Annotated in this window: 17 protein-coding genes; 12 read left to right on the top strand and 5 right to left on the bottom strand. The window is 69.6% G+C overall.

Features of this window, described 5'->3' with window-relative positions:
• Nucleotides 1-18 precede the first annotated feature (18 nt).
• Both argE and AC1DYK_RS14465 read left to right on the top strand, forming a co-directional pair.
• Nucleotides 19-1,227, top strand: a complete 1,209-nt coding sequence (gene argE / locus AC1DYK_RS14470) for an acetylornithine deacetylase (protein WP_478166957.1) — start codon at nucleotides 19-21, stop codon at nucleotides 1,225-1,227.
• Nucleotides 1,228-1,316: 89 nt separating this feature from the next.
• Nucleotides 1,317-2,447, top strand: coding sequence for a DUF445 domain-containing protein (locus AC1DYK_RS14465; RefSeq protein ID WP_478166956.1), 1,131 nt, complete (start codon nucleotides 1,317-1,319; stop codon nucleotides 2,445-2,447).
• Between the two features lie 141 nt (nucleotides 2,448-2,588).
• Here AC1DYK_RS14465 and AC1DYK_RS14460 read toward each other — a convergent pair whose 3' ends face one another.
• Nucleotides 2,589-3,362 (bottom strand): type III pantothenate kinase, encoded by a 774-nt coding sequence (locus tag AC1DYK_RS14460; RefSeq protein WP_478166955.1) that lies wholly within the window; start codon nucleotides 3,360-3,362, stop codon nucleotides 2,589-2,591.
• A 122-nt stretch (nucleotides 3,363-3,484) separates the two neighbouring features.
• On the opposite strand from AC1DYK_RS14460, the gene lysM reads away from it, so the two are divergent.
• Nucleotides 3,485-3,946: a peptidoglycan-binding protein LysM gene (lysM, locus tag AC1DYK_RS14455; RefSeq protein ID WP_478166954.1), complete on the top strand. Its 462-nt coding sequence runs from the start codon at nucleotides 3,485-3,487 to the stop codon at nucleotides 3,944-3,946.
• Nucleotides 3,947-4,323: 377 nt separating this feature from the next.
• Here the strand turns inward: lysM and AC1DYK_RS14450 are convergent, their stop codons facing one another.
• Nucleotides 4,324-4,776 carry a rhodanese-like domain-containing protein gene (locus AC1DYK_RS14450; protein WP_478166953.1) on the bottom strand — a complete coding sequence of 151 codons (453 nt, stop codon included), beginning with the start codon at nucleotides 4,774-4,776 and terminating at the stop codon, nucleotides 4,324-4,326.
• Nucleotides 4,777-4,948: 172 nt separating this feature from the next.
• Here AC1DYK_RS14450 and AC1DYK_RS14445 point away from each other — a divergent pair, with 172 nt between their 5' ends.
• The 8 genes from AC1DYK_RS14445 (at nucleotide 4,949) to AC1DYK_RS14410 (ending at nucleotide 15,273) form a co-directional block, all read left to right on the top strand.
• On the top strand, nucleotides 4,949-6,064 hold the full coding sequence (locus AC1DYK_RS14445; protein WP_478166952.1) for a TRAP transporter substrate-binding protein: 1,116 nt from the start codon (nucleotides 4,949-4,951) through the stop codon (nucleotides 6,062-6,064).
• A 91-nt stretch (nucleotides 6,065-6,155) separates the two neighbouring features.
• Entirely contained in the window at nucleotides 6,156-6,812 is a 657-nt protein-coding gene (locus tag AC1DYK_RS14440; RefSeq protein ID WP_478166951.1) for a TRAP transporter small permease subunit, read from the top strand.
• 10 nt (nucleotides 6,813-6,822) lie between these two features.
• Nucleotides 6,823-8,700, top strand: a complete 1,878-nt coding sequence (locus AC1DYK_RS14435) for a TRAP transporter large permease (protein WP_478166950.1) — start codon at nucleotides 6,823-6,825, stop codon at nucleotides 8,698-8,700.
• A gap of 56 nt (nucleotides 8,701-8,756) precedes the next feature.
• Nucleotides 8,757-9,182, top strand: coding sequence for a CopG family transcriptional regulator (locus AC1DYK_RS14430; RefSeq protein WP_478088351.1), 426 nt, complete (start codon nucleotides 8,757-8,759; stop codon nucleotides 9,180-9,182).
• A gap of 32 nt (nucleotides 9,183-9,214) precedes the next feature.
• The gene (locus tag AC1DYK_RS14425) at nucleotides 9,215-10,318 is read left to right on the top strand and encodes an extracellular catalytic domain type 1 short-chain-length polyhydroxyalkanoate depolymerase (RefSeq protein ID WP_478166949.1); all 1,104 of its coding nucleotides are present in this window, start codon (nucleotides 9,215-9,217) and stop codon (nucleotides 10,316-10,318) included.
• A gap of 147 nt (nucleotides 10,319-10,465) precedes the next feature.
• Nucleotides 10,466-12,295 carry a DUF6600 domain-containing protein gene (locus AC1DYK_RS14420; RefSeq protein ID WP_478166948.1) on the top strand — a complete coding sequence of 610 codons (1,830 nt, stop codon included), beginning with the start codon at nucleotides 10,466-10,468 and terminating at the stop codon, nucleotides 12,293-12,295.
• A 56-nt stretch (nucleotides 12,296-12,351) separates the two neighbouring features.
• Complete coding sequence (gorA, locus tag AC1DYK_RS14415) at nucleotides 12,352-13,707, top strand: glutathione-disulfide reductase (protein ID WP_478166947.1); 1,356 nt, start codon at nucleotides 12,352-12,354, stop codon at nucleotides 13,705-13,707.
• Nucleotides 13,708-13,755: 48 nt separating this feature from the next.
• Nucleotides 13,756-15,273: an AMP nucleosidase gene (locus AC1DYK_RS14410; protein ID WP_478166946.1), complete on the top strand. Its 1,518-nt coding sequence runs from the start codon at nucleotides 13,756-13,758 to the stop codon at nucleotides 15,271-15,273.
• A gap of 6 nt (nucleotides 15,274-15,279) precedes the next feature.
• On the opposite strand, the gene AC1DYK_RS14405 is transcribed toward AC1DYK_RS14410, so the two are convergent.
• A complete protein-coding gene (locus tag AC1DYK_RS14405) occupies nucleotides 15,280-15,972 on the bottom strand; it encodes an ArsR/SmtB family transcription factor (RefSeq protein WP_478166945.1) in 693 nt (230 codons plus the stop codon).
• A 50-nt stretch (nucleotides 15,973-16,022) separates the two neighbouring features.
• Here AC1DYK_RS14405 and AC1DYK_RS14400 point away from each other — a divergent pair, with 50 nt between their 5' ends.
• Nucleotides 16,023-17,174 carry a cytochrome P450 gene (locus AC1DYK_RS14400; RefSeq protein ID WP_478166944.1) on the top strand — a complete coding sequence of 384 codons (1,152 nt, stop codon included), beginning with the start codon at nucleotides 16,023-16,025 and terminating at the stop codon, nucleotides 17,172-17,174.
• A gap of 9 nt (nucleotides 17,175-17,183) precedes the next feature.
• Here AC1DYK_RS14400 and AC1DYK_RS14395 read toward each other — a convergent pair whose 3' ends face one another.
• Nucleotides 17,184-18,218: a flavin-nucleotide-binding protein gene (locus AC1DYK_RS14395; RefSeq protein ID WP_478166943.1), complete on the bottom strand. Its 1,035-nt coding sequence runs from the start codon at nucleotides 18,216-18,218 to the stop codon at nucleotides 17,184-17,186.
• The gene (locus AC1DYK_RS14390; RefSeq protein ID WP_478166942.1) at nucleotides 18,146-18,790 is read right to left on the bottom strand and encodes a glutathione S-transferase family protein; all 645 of its coding nucleotides are present in this window, start codon (nucleotides 18,788-18,790) and stop codon (nucleotides 18,146-18,148) included. Before AC1DYK_RS14390 ends, AC1DYK_RS14395 begins: the two co-directional genes overlap by 73 nt.
• Nucleotides 18,791-18,810 lie beyond the last annotated feature (20 nt).

The raw sequence follows: 18,810 nt of genomic DNA, 5'->3' as shown, positions 1-18,810 counted from the left end.
TCCGGGACAATGCCCCGCATGTCCCTTGTGCTCTCCCCCCGCAGCCTCGAACTCGCGCAGACGCTGGTGCGCATGAATACGGTCAGCGCCAACAGCAATCTCGAGCTGATCGACTTCGCACGCGACCACCTGGCGGGGCTGGGCATCCGCAGCCGGTTGACCTACAACGCCGACAAGACCAAGGCCAACCTGTTCGCCACGCTCGGCGCCGGCAAGAAGGCCGGCGTGATCGTCTCGGGCCACACCGACACCGTGCCGTGGGACGGCCAGGACTGGAGCGTCGACCCGCTTTCGGCCATCGTGCAGGACTGGCCGAGGGACGACGCCGATGCCGACGCCGCGCGCGTCGAGCCGCGCCTCTACGGCCGTGGCGCGGCCGACATGAAGAGCTTCATCGCGATCGCGCTGGCCAATGCCGAGCGCTTCATCGAGAGCGACTCGCCCTTCGCGGTGCATTTCGCCTTCAGCTACGACGAGGAGGTCGGCTGCTTCGGCGTGCGCGAGCTGATCGCCGACATGAAGGACCAGGGCATCAGGCCGCTGGCCTGCATCGTCGGCGAGCCGACGCTGATGGTGCCGGCCATCGCCCACAAGGGCGTCTACCGCTACAAGTGCTGCGTGCGCGGCAAGGAGGCGCATTCGTCGCTCACGCCGCAGTCGGTCAATGCGATCGAGATGGCGGCACGCGTGGTCGGCAAGCTGCGCGACATGGCCGAGGACTTCGAGCGCAAGGAGCCGCGCTACGCCGGTTTCGACGTGCCCTTCAGCACCGCCAGCGTCGGCCAGTTCCACGGCGGCATCGCCGACAACGTGGTGCCGCGCGACGCCGAGTTCCGCTATGAATTCCGCAACCTGCCGACCGCCGATGCGCAGCAGATGCAGGAGGAGATCCTGGCCTACGCCGGCCGCGCCGAGGTGGCCATGAAGAAGATCGCGCCCGATGCCGGCTTCCGCTTCGAGACCATCTGCGAGATCCCGAGCTTCCTGAGCTCCGCCGACGAACCCGTGACCCGCCTCGCCCAGCGGCTGGCGAAGGAGCCGGGCACCACGCTGGTGGCCTTCGGCACCGAGGCCGGCATCTTCCGCAACGCCGGCATCCCGACCGTGGTCTGCGGCCCCGGCAGCATCACGCAGGCGCACCAGCCCGACGAGTTCGTGACGCTGGAGCAACTGGCCCGCTGCGAGCAATTCCTGCGGGGGCTGGCGAACATCGAGGAAATTCGCTGAAACGCGTCGCGCTCGCCCTGCTGGGCGCCGCCGCGCTGCTCTACGCGCTGGCGACCGCGCTCGAGGCCAGGCACCCGGCCTGGGGCTACGTGGCGGCCTTCGCCGAAGCCGCCATGGTCGGCGCGATCGCCGACTGGTTCGCGGTGGTGGCGCTGTTCCGGCACCCGCTCGGCCTGCCGATCCCGCATACCGCGATCATCCCGGCCAACAAGGACCGCATCGGCGCCAAGCTCGCCGGCTTCATCTGCAACAACTTCCTGAGCACGCCGCAGGTGCTGGCCAAGCTGGCGCAGTTCGATCCGGCCGCGCGGCTCGCCGACTGGCTCTCGCGGCCCGAGAGCGCCGAGAAGCTCGGCGGCCACCTGGTGGCCGCGACGCGCTACGGTCTCGCGGCCTTCGACGACGCACGGGTGCGCGATTTCCTCGGCCGCATGGCGGCCGCCGGGCTCGCCCAGGTGGACCTCGCCAGGCTGGCCGGCCAGGCGCTCGATGCGCTGACCGCCGATGGCCGCCATCACGCGCTGCTGGACGACGTGCTGCGGCAGGTGGCGGACGCGGTCGAGGGCGAGGATGTGCAGGAGCGGGTCACCGAGGCGATCGCGCGCGAGATCAAGGCGCTGCGCTATGTCGGGCTGGACCAGATGGCGGCCAGGCTCGCCACGCGCAAGATCGTGGCCGCGGCGGTCCACACCCTCGGCGAGATCGCCACCGAGCCGGAGCACCCGCTGCGGCTGCGCTTCGATGCCTACATGGCCGGCTTCGTCGAACGGCTGAAGACCGACCCCGAATTCCACCGCCGCGGCGAAGCGATCCGGGCCGAACTGCAGGCGCATCCTGCGCTGGGCGACTACCTGCACGGCCTGTGGAGCGAACTGCTGGCCTGGCTGCACGACGACCTGGCGAAAAGCGACTCGACCATCCACCGGCGCCTGGTCGCCATGGCGGGCACCCTGGGCGCTCGGCTTTCGGCCGACGCGGCGATGTGCCGCTGGATCAACGAGCAGATCCTGGATGCGGCACCGCGCACGATCGAGCGCTACCGCGAGGACATCCGGCGCTACATCGTGGAACGCGTGGCCGACTGGAACGCCGACGAGATGACGAACGAACTCGAGCGCCACATCGGCCGCGACCTGCAATTCATCCGGGTCAACGGCACCCTGGTCGGCGGCCTGGTCGGCCTGGCGATCCACACCGCCACGCAGCTCTGGAAGGGCTGATCAAGCGGGGGCCTGCGCCATGCCCCCTCCGCGACGCATGAAACCGGCGCGCCCAGATCCAGGGATACCGCGGAACCGGCTTCGCCGGGCCGCTGGTATCGCCCCCTGGGGGGCAGCGCCGAAGGCGCTTCGGGGGGGTGTTTACCCCGGGAGCAGCCGCTCCTGGGCGATCACCAGCAGCCCGTCCATGATCAGGCTGTCGACCAGCTCGAAGTCACCGTTCATGCTGGGCGCCATCTTCCAGCCCGCGCCGCCGGTCATGTAGCAGGCCGGCTCGGCGCCGCAGTGCGCCCTCACATGCTGCACCATGCGGTCGACCGCGCCCGCGATCGCATAGGTGCCGCCGCTGGTCAGGGCGTCGCTGGTGTTGGTCGGGAACTCGCGCACCTCGCCGGTCGGCACATGGAGGCCGGCCGTGCCGGACTCGAGCGCGCGCAGCATGATGCCGTGGCCCGGCAGGATCAGGCCGCCGAGAAAGCGGCCATGGGTGTCGACCGCCTCGACCGTGACCGCGGTGCCGATCATCACCACCACCATCGGCCGCGCAGCGCCTTGCGACATCATGCGATGGCGCGCGCCGATCATCGCGACCCAGCGGTCGGCGCCCAGGCGCGTCGGGTGGTCGTAGCCGTTCACGATGCCGGCCTCGGCCACACTGGAAACCACCCAGCGCGGCGAGCACTCGAAATGCTCCACCAACTGCTCCTCGGCGCGGCGCCGCACCGCATCGCCGGCCACTACGCAGCCCAGCATCGAATCGGGCGCAGGCAGTTCGGCCCAGGGGCCTTCGGCCAGCCGCTCGATATGGTCGAGGAACTCGGCGCCATGCGCGAGCAGCACGGCGCCGGGCCGGGCCGCATCGTAGAGGGACCACTTGAGGCGGGTGTTGCCGATGTCGATCGCGAGGAATGCCATGCGCGGCATTATTGCGAGTTTGTGCTTACGGGCGCTTGTAGATGCGGCCACAGCCTACGTGAAGGTGCCATCTTCCGCCGTTAAAGTCGCCTGTCCCATCCACACGTCACAAGGAGAAAGCCATGGGTTTGCTGAGTTTCATCAAGGAGGCCGGAGAGAAGCTCTTCGGCGGTTCGGCGGCGCACGCGGCGGAGCCGGACAAGGACCAGGCGGCGGCAGCGGCGATCAAGACCTACATCGAGACCCAGAACCTGGGCCTGACAGGGCTGGAAGTCGGCTACGTCGCCGTCACCGGCATCGTGACGCTGTCGGGCAGCGCGCCCTCGCAGGAAGCCAGCGAGAAGGCCTCGCTGGCGGCGGGCAACGTGGCCAACGTGACCCAGGTCGACAACAACCTGGTGGCACCGGCCGCCGACCCGGCGCAATACCACGACGTGGTCCGCGGCGACACGCTCTCGGCGATCTCGAAGAAGTTCTACGGCGACGCCAACAAGTACAACGCGATCTTCGAGGCCAACAAGCCGATGCTGAGCCATCCGGACAAGATCTATCCGGGCCAGAAGCTTCGCATACCGAAAATCTAGCTCGCCCCCCAGGTTGCCCCGCACTTCGTGTCGGGGCGCCCACCCCCTACCGGGGGGCGCAGCCAGCGGCCCGGCGAAGCCGGTTCCGCGGCTGCCCACGAACAGGCGCGCTGCGCGCAGCCGAAGAAAAAAGGCACCGCCCCCCCTCTTTCCCCGGCCGGCGCAGCCAGGCCCGTTGGTGAAACACCGCGGAACCGGCTCTGCCGGGCCGCTGGTGTTGCCCCCGGTAGGGGGTGGGAGGGCTACACGAAGTGAGCCCGACCTGGGGGCGAGCAACAGTGCCACCGCGGAACCGGCTTCGCCGGGCCGCTGGTGTTGCCCCCGGTAGGGGGTGGGAGGGCTACACGCAGTGAGCCCGACCTGGGGGGGAGCTACAGCTACATCTGTTTCCAGGGTAGGCCGCGGAAGCGCCAGCCGCCCTTGCGGCCGCGATGGCCCTCTTCGTCGGCATCGCCCTCGAAGCCTTCGAGGATGTTGTAGGCCTCGAGGCCGAGTTCGGTCGCGCGCCTGGCGGCCGCGATCGATCGCACGCCGCTGCGGCACAGCATCAAGACCTTGGCGTCCGCCGGCACGGCGGTCCGCAAGACTTCGTCGAAGGCCGGATTGAGCGCCATGCCGGGCCACTGCTTCCAGGCCAGGCCCAGCGCGCCCGGCACATAGCCCACCCATTCGCGTTCGGCGTCGCTGCGAATGTCGACCAGCACACCCTCGCCGCGGTCAATCCACTGCGCCGCCTGTTCCGGCGTGACGTCGCCGGCATAGCCCGCAGCCGGCCTCACACCGGCCCGATCGGCAGCCGGGGAAGACGTTGTCGCGTCGATGGGAGTCATTTCTTGTCCTTGAAACATGGAGGGAAAGAGCCGGACCGAATCCTTCATCACTCGGGAAAACGGCCCGCCACAGATCGGATTCTGCTCAGTTCGAGAAAACCCTCTCTATCGCAAAAGTTCACCTATCAAAGAAAATGTCTATGTCTTCCAAGCATACCCACGGAGGCACGCGATGACCGAAAACTCAATGAGCCGTCGACGCAGTGTGTTGAAGGGGGCCGCCGTCGCGGCGGGCGCCCTGTCCGCGCCCATGATCAGCATGGCCCAGACCACTTCGATGCGATTCCAGAGCACCTGGCCGGCGAAAGACATCTTCCATGAATACGCCCACGACTTCGCCAAGAAGGTCAACGACATGGCGGGCGGCCGCCTCAAGATCGAAGTGCTGCCCTCGGGCGCCGTGGTGCCGGCGTTCCAGCTCCTCGAAGCGGTGAACAAGGGCACGCTGGACGGCGGCCATGGCGTGGTGGCCTACCACTACGGCAAGAATTCGGCGCTCGCGCTGTGGGGCTCGGGCCCGGCCTACGGCATGGATGCGAACATGGTCCTGGCCTGGCACTACTACGGCGGCGGCAAGGCGCTGCTCGAGGAAATCTACAAGTCGATCCACATGGACGTGGTGTCGTACCTCTATGGCCCGATGCCGACGCAGCCGCTGGGCTGGTTCAAGAAGCCGATTGCGCGCGTCGAGGACCTCAAGGGCCTGAAGTACCGCACGGTGGGTCTCGCGGTCGACATCTTCACCGAGCTGGGCGCGGCGGTGAACCCGCTGTCCGGCGGCGAGATCGTGCCTGCGCTCGACCGCGGCCTGATCGACGCCGCCGAGTTCAACAATGCGTCGAGCGATCGCGTGCTGGGTTTTCCCGATGTGGCGAAAAACTGCATGCTGCAGAGCTTTCACCAGAGCGGCGAGCAGTTCGAGATCCTGTTCAACAAGGGCAAGTACAACGCGTTGCCGCAGGAGCTTCGGTCCATCATCGACTACGCGGTGCAGGCCGCCAGCGCCGACATGAGCTGGAAGGCCGTGGACCGCAACACCAAGGACTACCAGGAGATGAAGAAGGCCGGCGTCAAGTTCTACAAGACGCCCGACGCCATCCTGCGCGCCCAGCTCGCCGCCTGGGACAAGACCATCGCCCAGAAGGCGAAGGAAAACCCGCTGTTCCAGAAGGTGCTCGATTCGCAGAAGGCCTTTGCACAGGCCGCCGGCCAATGGCAGAACGACTACATGGTCGATTTCAAGATGGCCTACAACCACTACTTCTCCTCCTCGGCGAAGAAGGCCTGACGGCCATGCGCCTCCCGCCATCGCGGCGCCAGCTTTCCGGTTGACCCCGGAAGGCGCCTTCCTGCCCAGGTAGCTGCACGCCGCGACGCCGATGAACACCCAACAACTGCTGTATGCCGCCGACCGCCTGAGCACCTGGACCGGCAAGGCTTTCGCGTGGCTCATCGTGGCGCTCATGCTGGTGGTGTGCGCCGAGGTGTTCAAGCGCTATGCGCTCAACGCACCCACGGCGTGGATCTACGACGTGAACAACATGCTCTACGGCACGCTCTTCATGATGTGCGGCGCCTACGCGCTGTCGCAGGACGGCCATGTGCGCGGCGACTTCCTCTACGCCAGCATGAAGCCGCGCACCCAAGCCACGCTGGACCTGGTGCTCTACATCGCCTTCTTCCTCCCCGGCATCGGCGCCTTGACCTGGGCCGGCTGGAGCTACTTCCAGGACTCCCTGGCCATGAACGAGCAGACCTTCAATGCCACGCCGCTGCCGGTGTATCCGTTCAAGTTCGTGATCCCCCTGGCCGGCGCCATCGTGATGCTGCAGGGGCTCGCCGAGATCCTGCGCTGCGTGGTGTGCCTGCGCACCGGCGCCTGGACGCCGCGACTGAAGGACGCCGGCGAAATGGACGTGGTCGAGCAGCAGCTCGCCAACAGCACCTTCGTGGACGAGGAGGCGCGGCGCGACGCCATCGAGCGCGCCAAGGACCTGGACGAAGCGGCGCGCCAGCGCGGCAGGGAGGCGACATGAGGCGCTTCGAATGACTCAGGCCGTACTCGGGCTCACGATGCTCGGCCTCATCGTGGTCGTCATCATGCTGGGCTTCCCCACCGCCTTCACCCTGATGGGGCTGGGCATGCTGTTCGGCTTTGTGGCGTTCTACGATCCCGCCGCGCCGTGGTTCGACAACCACGTCTTCGACCTGATGGTGCAGCGCACCTTCGGCGCGATGACCAACGAGACGCTGCTGTCGATCCCGCTGTTCGTGCTGATGGGCTACGTGATGGAACGCGGCGCGCTGGTCGACAAGATGTTCTACAGCGTGCAGCTCGCGTTCCGGCGCGTGCCGGGATCGCTGGCGGTCGCGACCCTGATCATCTGCACCTTCTGGGGCATCGCGAGCGGCCTGGTCGGCGCGGTGGTGGTGCTGATGGGCGTGATCGCGATGCGGCCGATGCTCGCCGCAGGCTACGACACGCGGCTCGCCGCCGGCGTGATCACCGCGGGCGGCACGCTGGGGATTCTGATCCCCCCGTCGGTGATGATCATCGTCTACGCCGCGGTGGCCGGGCAGTCGGTCGTCAAGCTCTACGCGGCGGCGATGTTTCCGGGCTTCTTCCTCGCGTTCCTCTATCTGATCTACGTCATTGCCTGGGCGCTGATCCAGCCCAAGGTGGCGCCGAAGCTGCCGCCCGAGGCACAGCGCGCCCCCGTCACGCCCGCGGTGGCGCACCTCGCTGCCAGCTACTCGCCGCGCATGCTGCCGGCGCTCGCGACCGCGGTGCTTCTGCCCGGACGTGCGTTGGGCGCGGCAGCCGCCGGCCTGCGAATCACGTGGTGGACGCTGCTGGGCTATCTGGCGCAGGCGCTCGTGCCGATTCTTCTTGCGGTCGTCACGCTGGGCTCCGTCTGGTGGTATGTGACGATCTACTCGCAGGCGGACACCGACACGCCGCCCCCGGTGGCAGAGCAGTCCCGGCAGGCGCCGCGGGGCGGCAGCGCACTGCCGGAACCGCCGGCCGAGGGCTTGCAGGAGCCGCCTTCGTCCGAAGGTGTCCAGGAGCCGCCCGGCGCTGAGAGCCATTCCCCTGGCGGCGCCTCGGAAGGCCTGCAGGCGCTTGGCGAGCCGGTCGCCGCGCCGCACGCGCAGACGATCCCCGTCGCCTTCTACACGGGCTTCTGGTCGACCTGCGCCTTCGTGCTGGTGCTGCTCGGCTGGTACTACGCGAAGCTGGACGCCGAGCAGTTCGAGATCCTGCGCATGCTGGTGTCGTCGGTCATGCCGCTGGGCATCCTGACGCTGATCGTGCTGGGCGTGATCCTGTTCGGCATCACCACAGCGACCGAATCGGCGGCCGTCGGCGCGGCGGGCGCCTTCCTGATGGCCTGGCAGGCAAAGACGCTGAACTTCCAGCGCATCAAGGAGGCCGTGTTCCTGACCGCGAAGACCACGGCGATGGTCTGCTGGCTGTTCGTGGGCTCCGCGCTGTTCTCGGCGGTCTTCGCGCTGCTCGGCGGCCAGCGCGTCATCGAAGAGTGGGTGATGGGGATGAACCTGACGCCGCTGCAGTTCCTGCTCCTGTCGCAGGCGATCATCTTCGTGCTCGGCTGGCCGCTCGAATGGACCGAGATCATCGTGATCTTCATCCCGATCTTCCTGCCGCTGCTGGCGCATTTCCAGATCGACCCGCTGCTCTTCGGCGTGCTGGTCTTCGTGAACCTGCAGGCCGCCTTCCTGTCGCCGCCGGTGGCGATGTCGGCCTTCTATCTGAAAGGGGTGTCGCCTTCGCACGTGACGCTCAACCAGATCTTCGCGGGGATGATGCCCTACATGTTCATCGTGATCCTGTGCATGGTGTTCATGTATATCTGGCCCGGCCTGACGCTGTGGCTGCCGAAGTATCTGTACGGAGGCTAGCCAGACATCAAAAACCATCCATGTGGATGGCTATCGGATGGTGGTAGGATGGCGAGATGCAAAGTCATCCCGTCCCCGCCGCGCTGCGCGCCAGGCCGCCTGAGGCCGAGAAGATCACGATCAACCTCGGCTATGTCGACCTGGGCCACGTCGACCTGCTGGTGGCCGAGGGCTTCTACTCGAACCGCACCGACTTCATCCGGACCGCCATCCGCAACCAGCTGGCGGTCCATGGCGAGGCACTGAAGCAGGTGGTCGCGCGCAAGATGCTGGTGCTCGGCCTGCAGCAATTCAGCGCCGCCGACCTCGAGGCGGTCCGCGGCGCCGGCGAGAAGCTCGAGATCCGGGTGCTCGGCCTGGCGAGCATTTCCGCTGACGTGACGCCCGAACTGGCGCTCGAAACGATCGCTTCGGTCACGGTGCTCGGCGCCCTGCACGCGAGTGCCGCGGTCAAGGCCGCGCTGGCCGACCGGCTGCATTGATTCCCCCGCTTTCCTTTCCTTCGAGGCACCCCATGAATCCCCTGTTCGAACGCCTGATGCGCAAGGCCACCCTTCTCACCCGGGGGGGCCACCTGCAGGAGGCGACCCGGGCGATCCAGCGCGCGCTGGGCGGCGCCGATGCGACGCCCCGGGCCGAGCGGACGATCACCGCCGCGCCTGCGGCCAACGATGACGAAGCGCAGGTCGTGGACGTCGAGGCTCGCGTCGTCGGACCCGCCCCGGCACACCTCCCCAGGCGCGAAAGCGGCACCGAGCAATGGACCGACGGCCTGTTCGCCCACCAGCACCGGCCGATCGCCTACAAGCTGTTCGTGCCCGAAACGGGTGCCGGCAGCCCGCGCCCGCTGGTGCTCATGCTGCACGGCTGCACCCAGAACCCGGAGGACTTCGCCGCCGGCACGCAGATGAACCAGCTGGCGCGCGAGCACGGTTTTCTGGTGCTCTACCCGGCGCAGACCCAGCACGCCAATTCGTCGAAGTGCTGGAACTGGTTCAAGCCGCAGCACCAGCAGCGCGGGCGCGGCGAACCGGCCCTGCTGGCCACCCTCGCGCAGTCGGTCATCGACGCCCACGGCGTCGACCCCGAGCGGGTCTATGTCGCGGGTCTGTCTGCCGGTGGCGCGATGGCCGACATCCTCGGGCGCAGTTACCCCGACCTGTTCGCCGCGGTGGGCGTGCACTCCGGTCTGCCGAGCGGCGCGGCCAGCGACCTGATGTCGGCGCTCTCCGCGATGAAGAGCGGGCCTGCCGCCGCCGGTTCGGGCGGACGGACGGTGCCGACCATCGTCTTCCATGGCGACGCCGATGGCACCGTGAATGTCCGCAATGGCGAGGCGCTGGTCGCCGCGGCACTCGCGGGCCAGGAAGAGGCCGCAGCGTCGGCGCAGGCATCGGACGGCCGCTCGACGCAGGGCCGCGCCTTCACCCGCCGCGTGCACACGGATGCCCGGGGCCTGCCGGCCGTCGAGCACTGGCTGCTGCACGGCGCCGGCCACGCCTGGTCCGGCGGCAACGCGCGCGGCTCCTACACCGACCCTTCGGGCCCGGACGCCAGCGCCGAGATGCTGCGTTTCTTCCTGAGCCACCGCAAAGCGATGACCCCAGCCACGCCCTGAAATCCGCGACCTCGGCCGCCGGACGGTGGCAAGCCAGGCTTACATGCGGTTGCCTGCTGGGGGGAAATATTGCGGTGCTTTGCACCGCGGATGCCAGCGCGGACCTGCCTTCGTGCGTTGAGTGCGAAGAGACGAAAGTAGGATCGGATGAAGCACCGCACCGCCCTCTTTTCCGCACGCGCCGCGCGCTGGCTGCTCGGCCTGGCATTGCTGCTGGCGGGCCTGCCCGTGTCCGCCCAGCAAGACCCTCCCGGCCGGGTCGGCCACCTGAACTACCAGCAGGGCGCGGTGAGCTTTTCGCCCGCCGGCGACAACGACTGGTTCCAGCTCGGCCCGAACCGCCCGATCACCACGGGCGACCGGGTCTGGACCGACCGCGACGCCCGCGCCGAACTCTACCTGGGCGCCATCGCGCTGCGCCTCGACCAGCAGACCGGCATCACCGTGTCCGAACTCGACGACGACACCGCCCGCATCACGGCCTCGCAGGGCCGCCTGCAGCTGCGGGTGCGCGAGGAACTGGCCGGCCGGCGCCTCGAGATCGATACCGCGAACCTCGCGCTGGTGGTCGACGCGCCGGGCGACTACCGGCTCGAGACCGATCCGGCCGCCGGCACCACCCGCGTCGCGGTGGCGGCCGGCCATGTCACGCTGTTCGGCGAGGGCGGCGAATCGCTCGCCCTGGGCGCGCAGCAGCAGCTCACCACCTCCGGTCGCAACCTCGCAGCGGTGGGCGCAGCGGCGGTTCGCGTCGACACCGGGTTCGATCGCTGGCTGGCCGAACGCGATCGCCTCGAGGAGCAATCGGTCTCGGCGCGCTACGTATCGCGCGAAGTGGTCGGCTACCAGCAGCTCGATGCCTATGGCGACTGGCAGAACGACCCGGACTACGGCGACGTCTGGTATCCGCGCAACGTCGACGCCGCATGGGCGCCCTACCGCGACGGCCAGTGGATCGACGTCGCGCCCTGGGGCTGGACATGGATCGACGCCGCGCCCTGGGGTTTCGCGCCGGCCCACTATGGCCGCTGGGCACGCATCGGCCCGCGCTGGGGCTGGGTCCCAGGGCGGCGGCAGGCACGGCCGGTGTATGCGCCGGCGCTGGTGGGCTTCGTCGGCGGCACGGCCGGCGGCCATGCGAACCTGGCGATCGGCGGCGGCCGCAACGGCGTGGGCTGGTTCCCGCTGGCGCCGGGCGAACCCTGGCGGCCGGGCTACCGCACCAGCCAGCGCTACGTGGATGCGGCCAATCGGGCGGCCTTCCAGCGGCAGATCACGGCGCGCGACGCCGGCTTCGCGAACCAGCACCTGCCCGGCGCGGTCACGGTGGTGCCCACCGATGTCTTCGGCCGCCGTCCGATCGGCCGGCGCGACGTGGTCCGCCTGCCGGCCGACCGCCTGACCGGCGTGCCGGTCGGCATGGGTGCGCCGATTCCGCACGGCCGCGATCACGGCCCCGGCAGCTTCGGCCGCGCCGCCGCGCCGCCGCCGCCGCAGGCCGCGATACAGCTGCGACAGTTCGAGCAGGTGCAGCAACTTCAGCAACTGCAGCAGGCGCAACGGCTGCAGCAGGCGCGACAGCTTCAGCAAGCACAGCAGCTGCAGCAGGCCCAGCAGCTGCAACAAGCCCAGCAACTCCAGCAGGCTCAACGCCAGCAGTTCGAGGCCCAGCAGCGTGCCGCGCAGGCGCAGGCCCAGCAGCAGCTGCAATGGCAGCAGCAGGCCTTGCGCCAGCAGCAGGAGATGCAGCAGCGCGCTGCCCAGGCACAGGCCCAGCAACTGCAGGCGCAACACCAGTTGCTGCAGGCCCAGCAGGCGCAGCAGGCCAACGCCATCCGCCAGGCGCAGGAGGTTCAGCAGCGCGTCCTGCAGATGCAGCAGCAGGCGCGGGTGCCCGTCGATCCGCGCGGGCCGCAGCGCACTGGCGTGCCGGCACCGGGCCAGCCTGCCCATCAGCAGCAGCCGGATCGTCCATAGGTCAAGGCCCAGCGACAACGCCTCGCGCCGGCTACAGTCGGCGCGAAGGAGTTCCCATGCGCACCTACGACTTCGACCTTTTCGTCATCGGCGGCGGCAGCGGCGGCGTGCGCGCCGCGCGAATGGCCGCGCAGCGCGGCGCCCGCGTCGCGCTGGCCGAAAGTGCCGAGCTGGGCGGCACCTGCGTCAACGTGGGCTGCATCCCCAAGAAGCTCTACAGCTATGCCGCAGGCTATGCCGAAGCCTTCGAGGAGGCGGCCGGCTTCGGCTGGGACCTCGGCGAACGGCGCTTCGACTGGGGCCGGCTGAAGGCCAACCGCGCGCGCGAGATCAAGCGCCTCAACGAGGTCTACCGCAGCCTCCTCGAAGGCGTCGACGTGACCTTGATCCAGGGCTGGGCGCAGCTGGCCGATCCCCACACGGTGCAGGTCGGCGACCGCTCGTATACGGCCCAGCACGTGCTGCTCGCCACCGGCGGCATGCCTTTCGTGCCCGATCTGCCGGGACGCGAACATGTCATCGTCTCCGACGCGATGTTCGATCTCGACCCTTTCCCGAAACGCCTGCTGGTGGTGGGCGGCGGCTACATCGCCTGCGAGTTCGCCTCGATCTTCAACGGCCTCGGCGCCGAGGTCGTCCAGTTGCAGCGGCGCGCACATCTTCTGTCCGACTTCGATGAGGACATCCGCGAGTTCCTGGCCAAGGAAATGCGGCGCGCCGGCGTCGACATCCGCTTCAACACCGAGATCACGTCGATCCGCCGCCTGGACAGCGGCCTGTGCGCCGTGCTTTCGCGCGGCCAGCGGGTCGAGGCCGACGCCATCCTGTTCGCGACCGGGCGCGTGCCGAACACCCAGGACATGGGGCTCGAGGCCGCCGGCATCGCGCTCGACGAGCACGGCCGCGTGGCGGTCGATGCCAACTACCGCAGCTCGGTGCCTTCGGTCTACGCGGTGGGCGACGTCTCGACCCGCCAGCAGCTCACGCCGGTGGCGCTGGCCGAGGCGATGGCGGTGGTGGACACGCTGTTCGGCAAGGGCGAGCGGCGGCTCGACTACGAATTCACGCCCACGGCGGTCTTCACGCACCCGAACATCGGAACCTGCGGCTACACCGAGGCCGCCGCGCGCATGAAGTTCGGCGCCGTCACGCTGTTCTCGAGCGAATTCCGCGCGCTGCGCCACACCTTGTCGGAGAGCAAGGAGCGCACCTTCATGAAGCTGGTGGTCGACACGGCCAGCGACCGCGTGGTCGGCCTGCACATGGTCGGCCCCGACGCCGGCGAGATCGTCCAGGGCTTCGCGGTCGCGATGCGCGCCGGCGCCACCAAGGCGATGTTCGACCGCACGATCGGCATCCACCCCACGGTCGCCGAGGAGTTCGTGACGATGCGCGAACCCATGCCGGGCTGACTCCCCGGCCCGGCGCAGCCCAACCTGGGGGTGAGCCACAATGCCTCTATGCCGTACATGCCTGCCTTCATCGCTCCAGCCCGGTTCACCGATCCCGACGCCGCCCTCGAACAGGTCCGCCTGATCTACAACGGCGGCCTGCAGCACCTGCGCGACGCCATGCAGCGCTTCGTTGCCGGCGAGAGCCTGCCGGGCCGCGTGCGGGCCTGCTATCCCTTTGTCCGGATCCACACCCACACCGTGTCGCGCAGCACGCCGCCGGCCAATGCCGGCCTGAGCTACGGCTTCGTGTCCGGGCCCGGGCGCTACGAAACCACGCTGACGCGGCCCGACCTGTTCCTGCGCTATTACCGCGAGCAGTTCCGGCTGCTGCTCGAGAACCACCAGGTCGAGCTCGAGATCGGCACCAGCACGCAGCCGATCCCGATCCACTTCTCGTTCGCCGAGAACGACCACATCGAGGGCACGATGAGCGCCGAGCGCCGCGCGCTGATGCGCGACGTCTTCGACCTGCCGGACCTCGGCGCGATGGACGACGGCATCGCCAACGGCACCTACGAAGCCAGGGCCGGCGAGGCGCAGCCGCTGTCGCTCTTCACCGCCGCGCGCGTCGACTATTCGCTGCACCGGCTGCGCCACTACAGCGGCACCGCGCCCGAGTGGTTCCAGAATTTCGTGCTGTTCACCAACTACCAGTTCTACATCGACGAATTCGTGCGATTGGGCCACGAGGCCATGACCGACGAGAACAGCGAATACATCGCCTTCATCGAACCCGGCAACGTGATCACGCGGCGCCGCGGCCTGGCCCCGGCTTCGAGCTCGATGTACGGCGAGCTGCTCGACGGCTCGCAGGGCACACCGCCGCCGCGGCTGCCGCAGATGCCGGGCTACCACCTGGTGCGCGAGGACTGCACCGGCATCAGCATGGTCAACATCGGCGTCGGCCCGGCCAACGCCAAGACCATCACCGACCACGTGGCGGTGCTGCGGCCGCACGCCTGGGTGATGCTCGGCCACTGCGCCGGGCTGCGCCAGGGGCAGCGGCTCGGCGACTACGTGCTGGCGCATGCCTATGTGCGCGAGGACCACGTGCTCGACGAGGAGTTGCCGCTGTGGGTGCCGATCCCGGCGCTGTCGGAGATCCAGCTCGCGCTCGAGAAGGCGGTGGCCGAGGTCACCGGCACGCAAGGCACCGAGCTCAAGAAGATCATGCGCACCGGCACCGTGGCGAGCACCGACAACCGCAACTGGGAACTGCTGCCCGGCAACCAGCCGCAGCGGCGCTTCAGCCAGAGCCGGGCGGTCGCGCTCGACATGGAGAGTGCCACCATCGCAGCCAACGGCTTCCGTTTCCGGGTGCCCTACGGAACCCTGCTGTGCGTCAGCGACAAGCCGCTGCACGGCGAGATCAAGCTGCCGGGCATGGCCAACCAGTTCTACCGCGAGCGCGTGGAGCAGCACCTGCGCATCGGCATGGCCGCCATCGACATCCTGCGCCAGGAAGGTTCGAGCCGGCTGCACAGCCGCAAGCTGCGAAGCTTCGCGGAAGTGGCTTTCCAGTAACCACGCTCAGGCCAGGCCGAAAAGCTCCGGCATCTCGCGCTCGGCCTTGGGGGTGAGCGTGAGCGCCCGGCCGTCGAGTTCCTGGCGCACCCAGCCGCGCCGCAGCGACAGCTGCAGGCAGGCCGCGCCCAGCGCTCCGCCCAGGTGCGGCCGCCGCTCGCTCCAGTCGAGGCAGGCGCAGGCAAAGCGCCGGCGGGCGCCGCGCGCCGTCTCCACGTCGAGCCCCAGGCTCTCGAGCGCCACGGCACCCTCGGGCGTGAGTTCGTAGTCGCCGCCTTCCGCCGTCGCATGCAGCCAACCCTGCGCATGCAGGCTGTCGTGCAGCGCGACGCCGGCCGTGCCGGCCAGGTGGTCGTAGCAGGTGCGCGCCGCTCGCAGGCGGCTGGGCGTGGTCGGACGGAACTCGCCGCGCGGCGCGCCGGCAAGCACCAGCAAGCTTTCGAGCGCGGCGGCCACCTCCGGGCCCGCGAGCCGGAAATAGCGGTGCTTGCCCTGGGCGAGCGCATCGACCAGGCGCTGTTCCTTCAGGCGCGCCAGGTGTGCACTGGCGGTCGAGGCGGCGACCTCGGCCACGGCGGCGAGCTCGGTCGCGGTGCGGGCGTGGCCATCCATCAGGCAGCACAGCATGCGCGAGCGCGCGGGCTCGGCGATGGCGCCCGCCAGGCGGGCCAGCTGGGTGTCGGCAGAAGCTTCATCCATATTTCGATCGTAAGCGAAGCGTGATCGCAAGAAAAGACCAGACTGCGGGCATGAACACCACCGCCCCGCCCGCCGACGCGATCGCCGCCGTCACCCATGCCAACCCCTATCCCTGGTACGCCAGCCTGCGCAGCGGGCCGGCGCTGGTCTTCGACCCCGCGCTGCGCCTGTGGATCGCCAGCCGCGCCGAGGTGGTGCGGGAGATCCTCGCCAACGACGCCCTGCGCGTGCGGCCGCCCGCCGAGGCAGTGCCGCGCGCGTTCGCGAGCACACCGGCCGGCGAGCTGTTCGGCCTGCTGGTGCGCATGAACGACGGCGCACCGCATGCGGCGCACAAGCCGGTGCTGCAGCGTGCGCTGGCCGGCCTCGATCTCGCCGCGGCACATGCGGCGACGCTTCGGGTCGCCGCGGGATTGCCCCCTGCGGACCTCACAGAGACCGCCTTCGCGCTGCCGGTCAGCGCGGTGGCACACCTGCTCGGCTTCGCCGACGCCGAACTGCCGCAGGTCGCGCAATGGACCCGCGACTTCGTCGCCTGCCTGTCGCCGCTGTCGACCGCCGCGCAACTGGCGACCGCGAGCGTCGCCGCCGCCGGACTCATGGACCGCTTCGAGAGCCTGGTCGCCGCGCAGCCCGCGCCGCGCGGCAGCCTGGTTGCCGCGGTGCAGACCGACGCGCCGGCGCCCGCATCGCGCGCGCTGCGGGCCAACCTGGTCGGCCTGCTGTCCCAGACCTGCGAAGCCACGGCCGGCCTGCTGGGCAACAGCCTGGTGGCCCTCGCGCGCGAGCCGGGCCTGCGCCGGAAGATCGACGACCGCATGGAGCTTCTGCCCGCGCTGGTGGCTGAAGTCGCCCGCCACGATCCCGCGGTGCACAACACGCGCCGCTTCGTCGCCGAGACGACCACGGTCGCCGGCCACCCGCTGGCGCCGGGCGATGCGGTGCTGCTGGTGCTCGCTGCCGCGAATCGCGATCCGGCCCTGAACCCGGCGCCCGCGACCTTCGAGCCGATGCGGGCCGAGCGGCGCTGCCTGGGCTTCGGCCATGGCCGCCACGCCTGTCCCGGCCAGGCGCTGGCCTGCACCATCGCGGCGGCCGGGCTCCAGGCGCTGCTGGCCGACGGCCTCGACACCGATCGGCTACTGCGGCGCGGCTGGCGCTACCGGCCGTCGGTCAACGCGCGGATCCCGGTCTTCCGCTGAGGCGTCGGGTCAGGCGGCCTCCGGCCAGCGCCCGGTCGCATCGAGGTAAGGCGACGGCTCCGCGCTGCCCCAGCGCAGCGGCAGTGCCGCGGGCCGGTACAACGCCGAGATCACCTGCATGCGCAGCAGCCGCTCGGCGCCCTCGTAGGCGGCCAGCTCCGGTCCCTCCCAGAGCACTTGCGCGCTGACCGCGAGTTGCAGCAGGTCGCCGCGCTCGAAATCGACGAACAGCAGCCCGGCCCGCGGATTCACCGCGATGTTGCCCAGCGTGTTGAAGAAGCTGTTGCCGACGAAGTCGGGCACGGTCAGCGTGCCCTCGCCGCTCAGGCGCACGAAGCCCGCACGGCCGCCACGGTGCGAGACATCGACGCCTTGCGCCGCGCCGGCATGCCCGGCCGACGGATGCGCCGTGGCGATGAAGAAGGTGTCGGCCTGGCCGACCAGCCGCCGCGCCGCGGCATCCAGTCGATCGACGCGTGGCGCCAGCGCCCGCGCCGGCGCGCCGCCCACGAAGAGCGGTTCGCGGGCCTGGATGTACTTCGGGCAATTGCCGAAGCTCTGCAGCACCGCGACCGAGAAGCCGGCGGCGTCGACCCCCTCCACCACGCCGTTCATGCGGTTGCGCCGCCGGGTGTGCGGCTCGATCCCGAGCAGGCCGATCGGCGCGCCGGGCACCAACGCCGCCGCGAGGGGATCCCCGGCCAGCGGCAACGCGTCGATGCACAGGCGTTGCGGGTCGGGCGACCGCGCGAAGCCCGGCGGCGCCGCCAGCACGCCGGCCCACGGTTGCGAGGCGGCATCGAGGCTGCCCGCGACCAGGAACGGAAGCTGGGCAAAAAAGTCCCGATGCTGGTCGGGCATGTGATCCCTGATCACCCGTGGCCCGAGGGCCGCCATCCGTTCGCGCACCCCGGCGCGCGCCTGCATGGCGCGCTCGCCCTCGTGCCAGGGCGACGGCGTCGAATCGGCGTTCATGCGAGCAACCCGATGCGCGACCGCGCCATCGGCACGAAGCCCGGCAGCGCCTCGACGCGCGCCAGCCATTCGCGCACATGGGGATAAGCCTCGAGCGACACGTTGCCCTCCGGCGCGTGCGCCACGTAGCTGTAGTTGGCGATGTCGGCCAGGGTGGCGAACGCGCCCGCCAGGAACGGCCGCGCCGCGAGTTCGCCCTCCATCACGCGCAGCAAGTCGTGCGAACGCGCAATCACTTCGGCCGGGTCTCGGGCCAGCCCCAACAGCACGATCACGCGGGCCACCGACGGGCCGGCCGCCAGCGGGCCGGCGGCCACCGACAGCCAGCGCTGGACCTGGGCCGCGGCGAGCGGATCGCGCGGGTACCAGCGCGCAGGATCGGCGGCGTAGCGCTCGTTGAGGTAGACCAGGATCGCATTCGAATCCGCCACGGTGACGTCGCCGTCCTCGATCACGGGCACCTGGCCGAAGGCGTTGCGGCTCAGGAAGTCGGGACGCTTGTGCTCGCCCGCGCGCAAGTCCACCTCGAGGGTCTCGAACGGCAGGCCGAGCAGCGAGAGGAACAGCCGGACACGGTGGGAATGGCCCGAGACGGTCGAACTGTAGACCTTGATCGGCGCGGCGGGACGGGGGGTTGTCATGGCGTTTTCTCCTGAGGCGT

This window comes from Variovorax sp. P2_H12 (assembly GCF_056403395.1).
The sequence above is the reverse complement of the archived record's forward strand: the minus strand, read 5'-3'. Positions and strand labels throughout refer to the sequence as shown.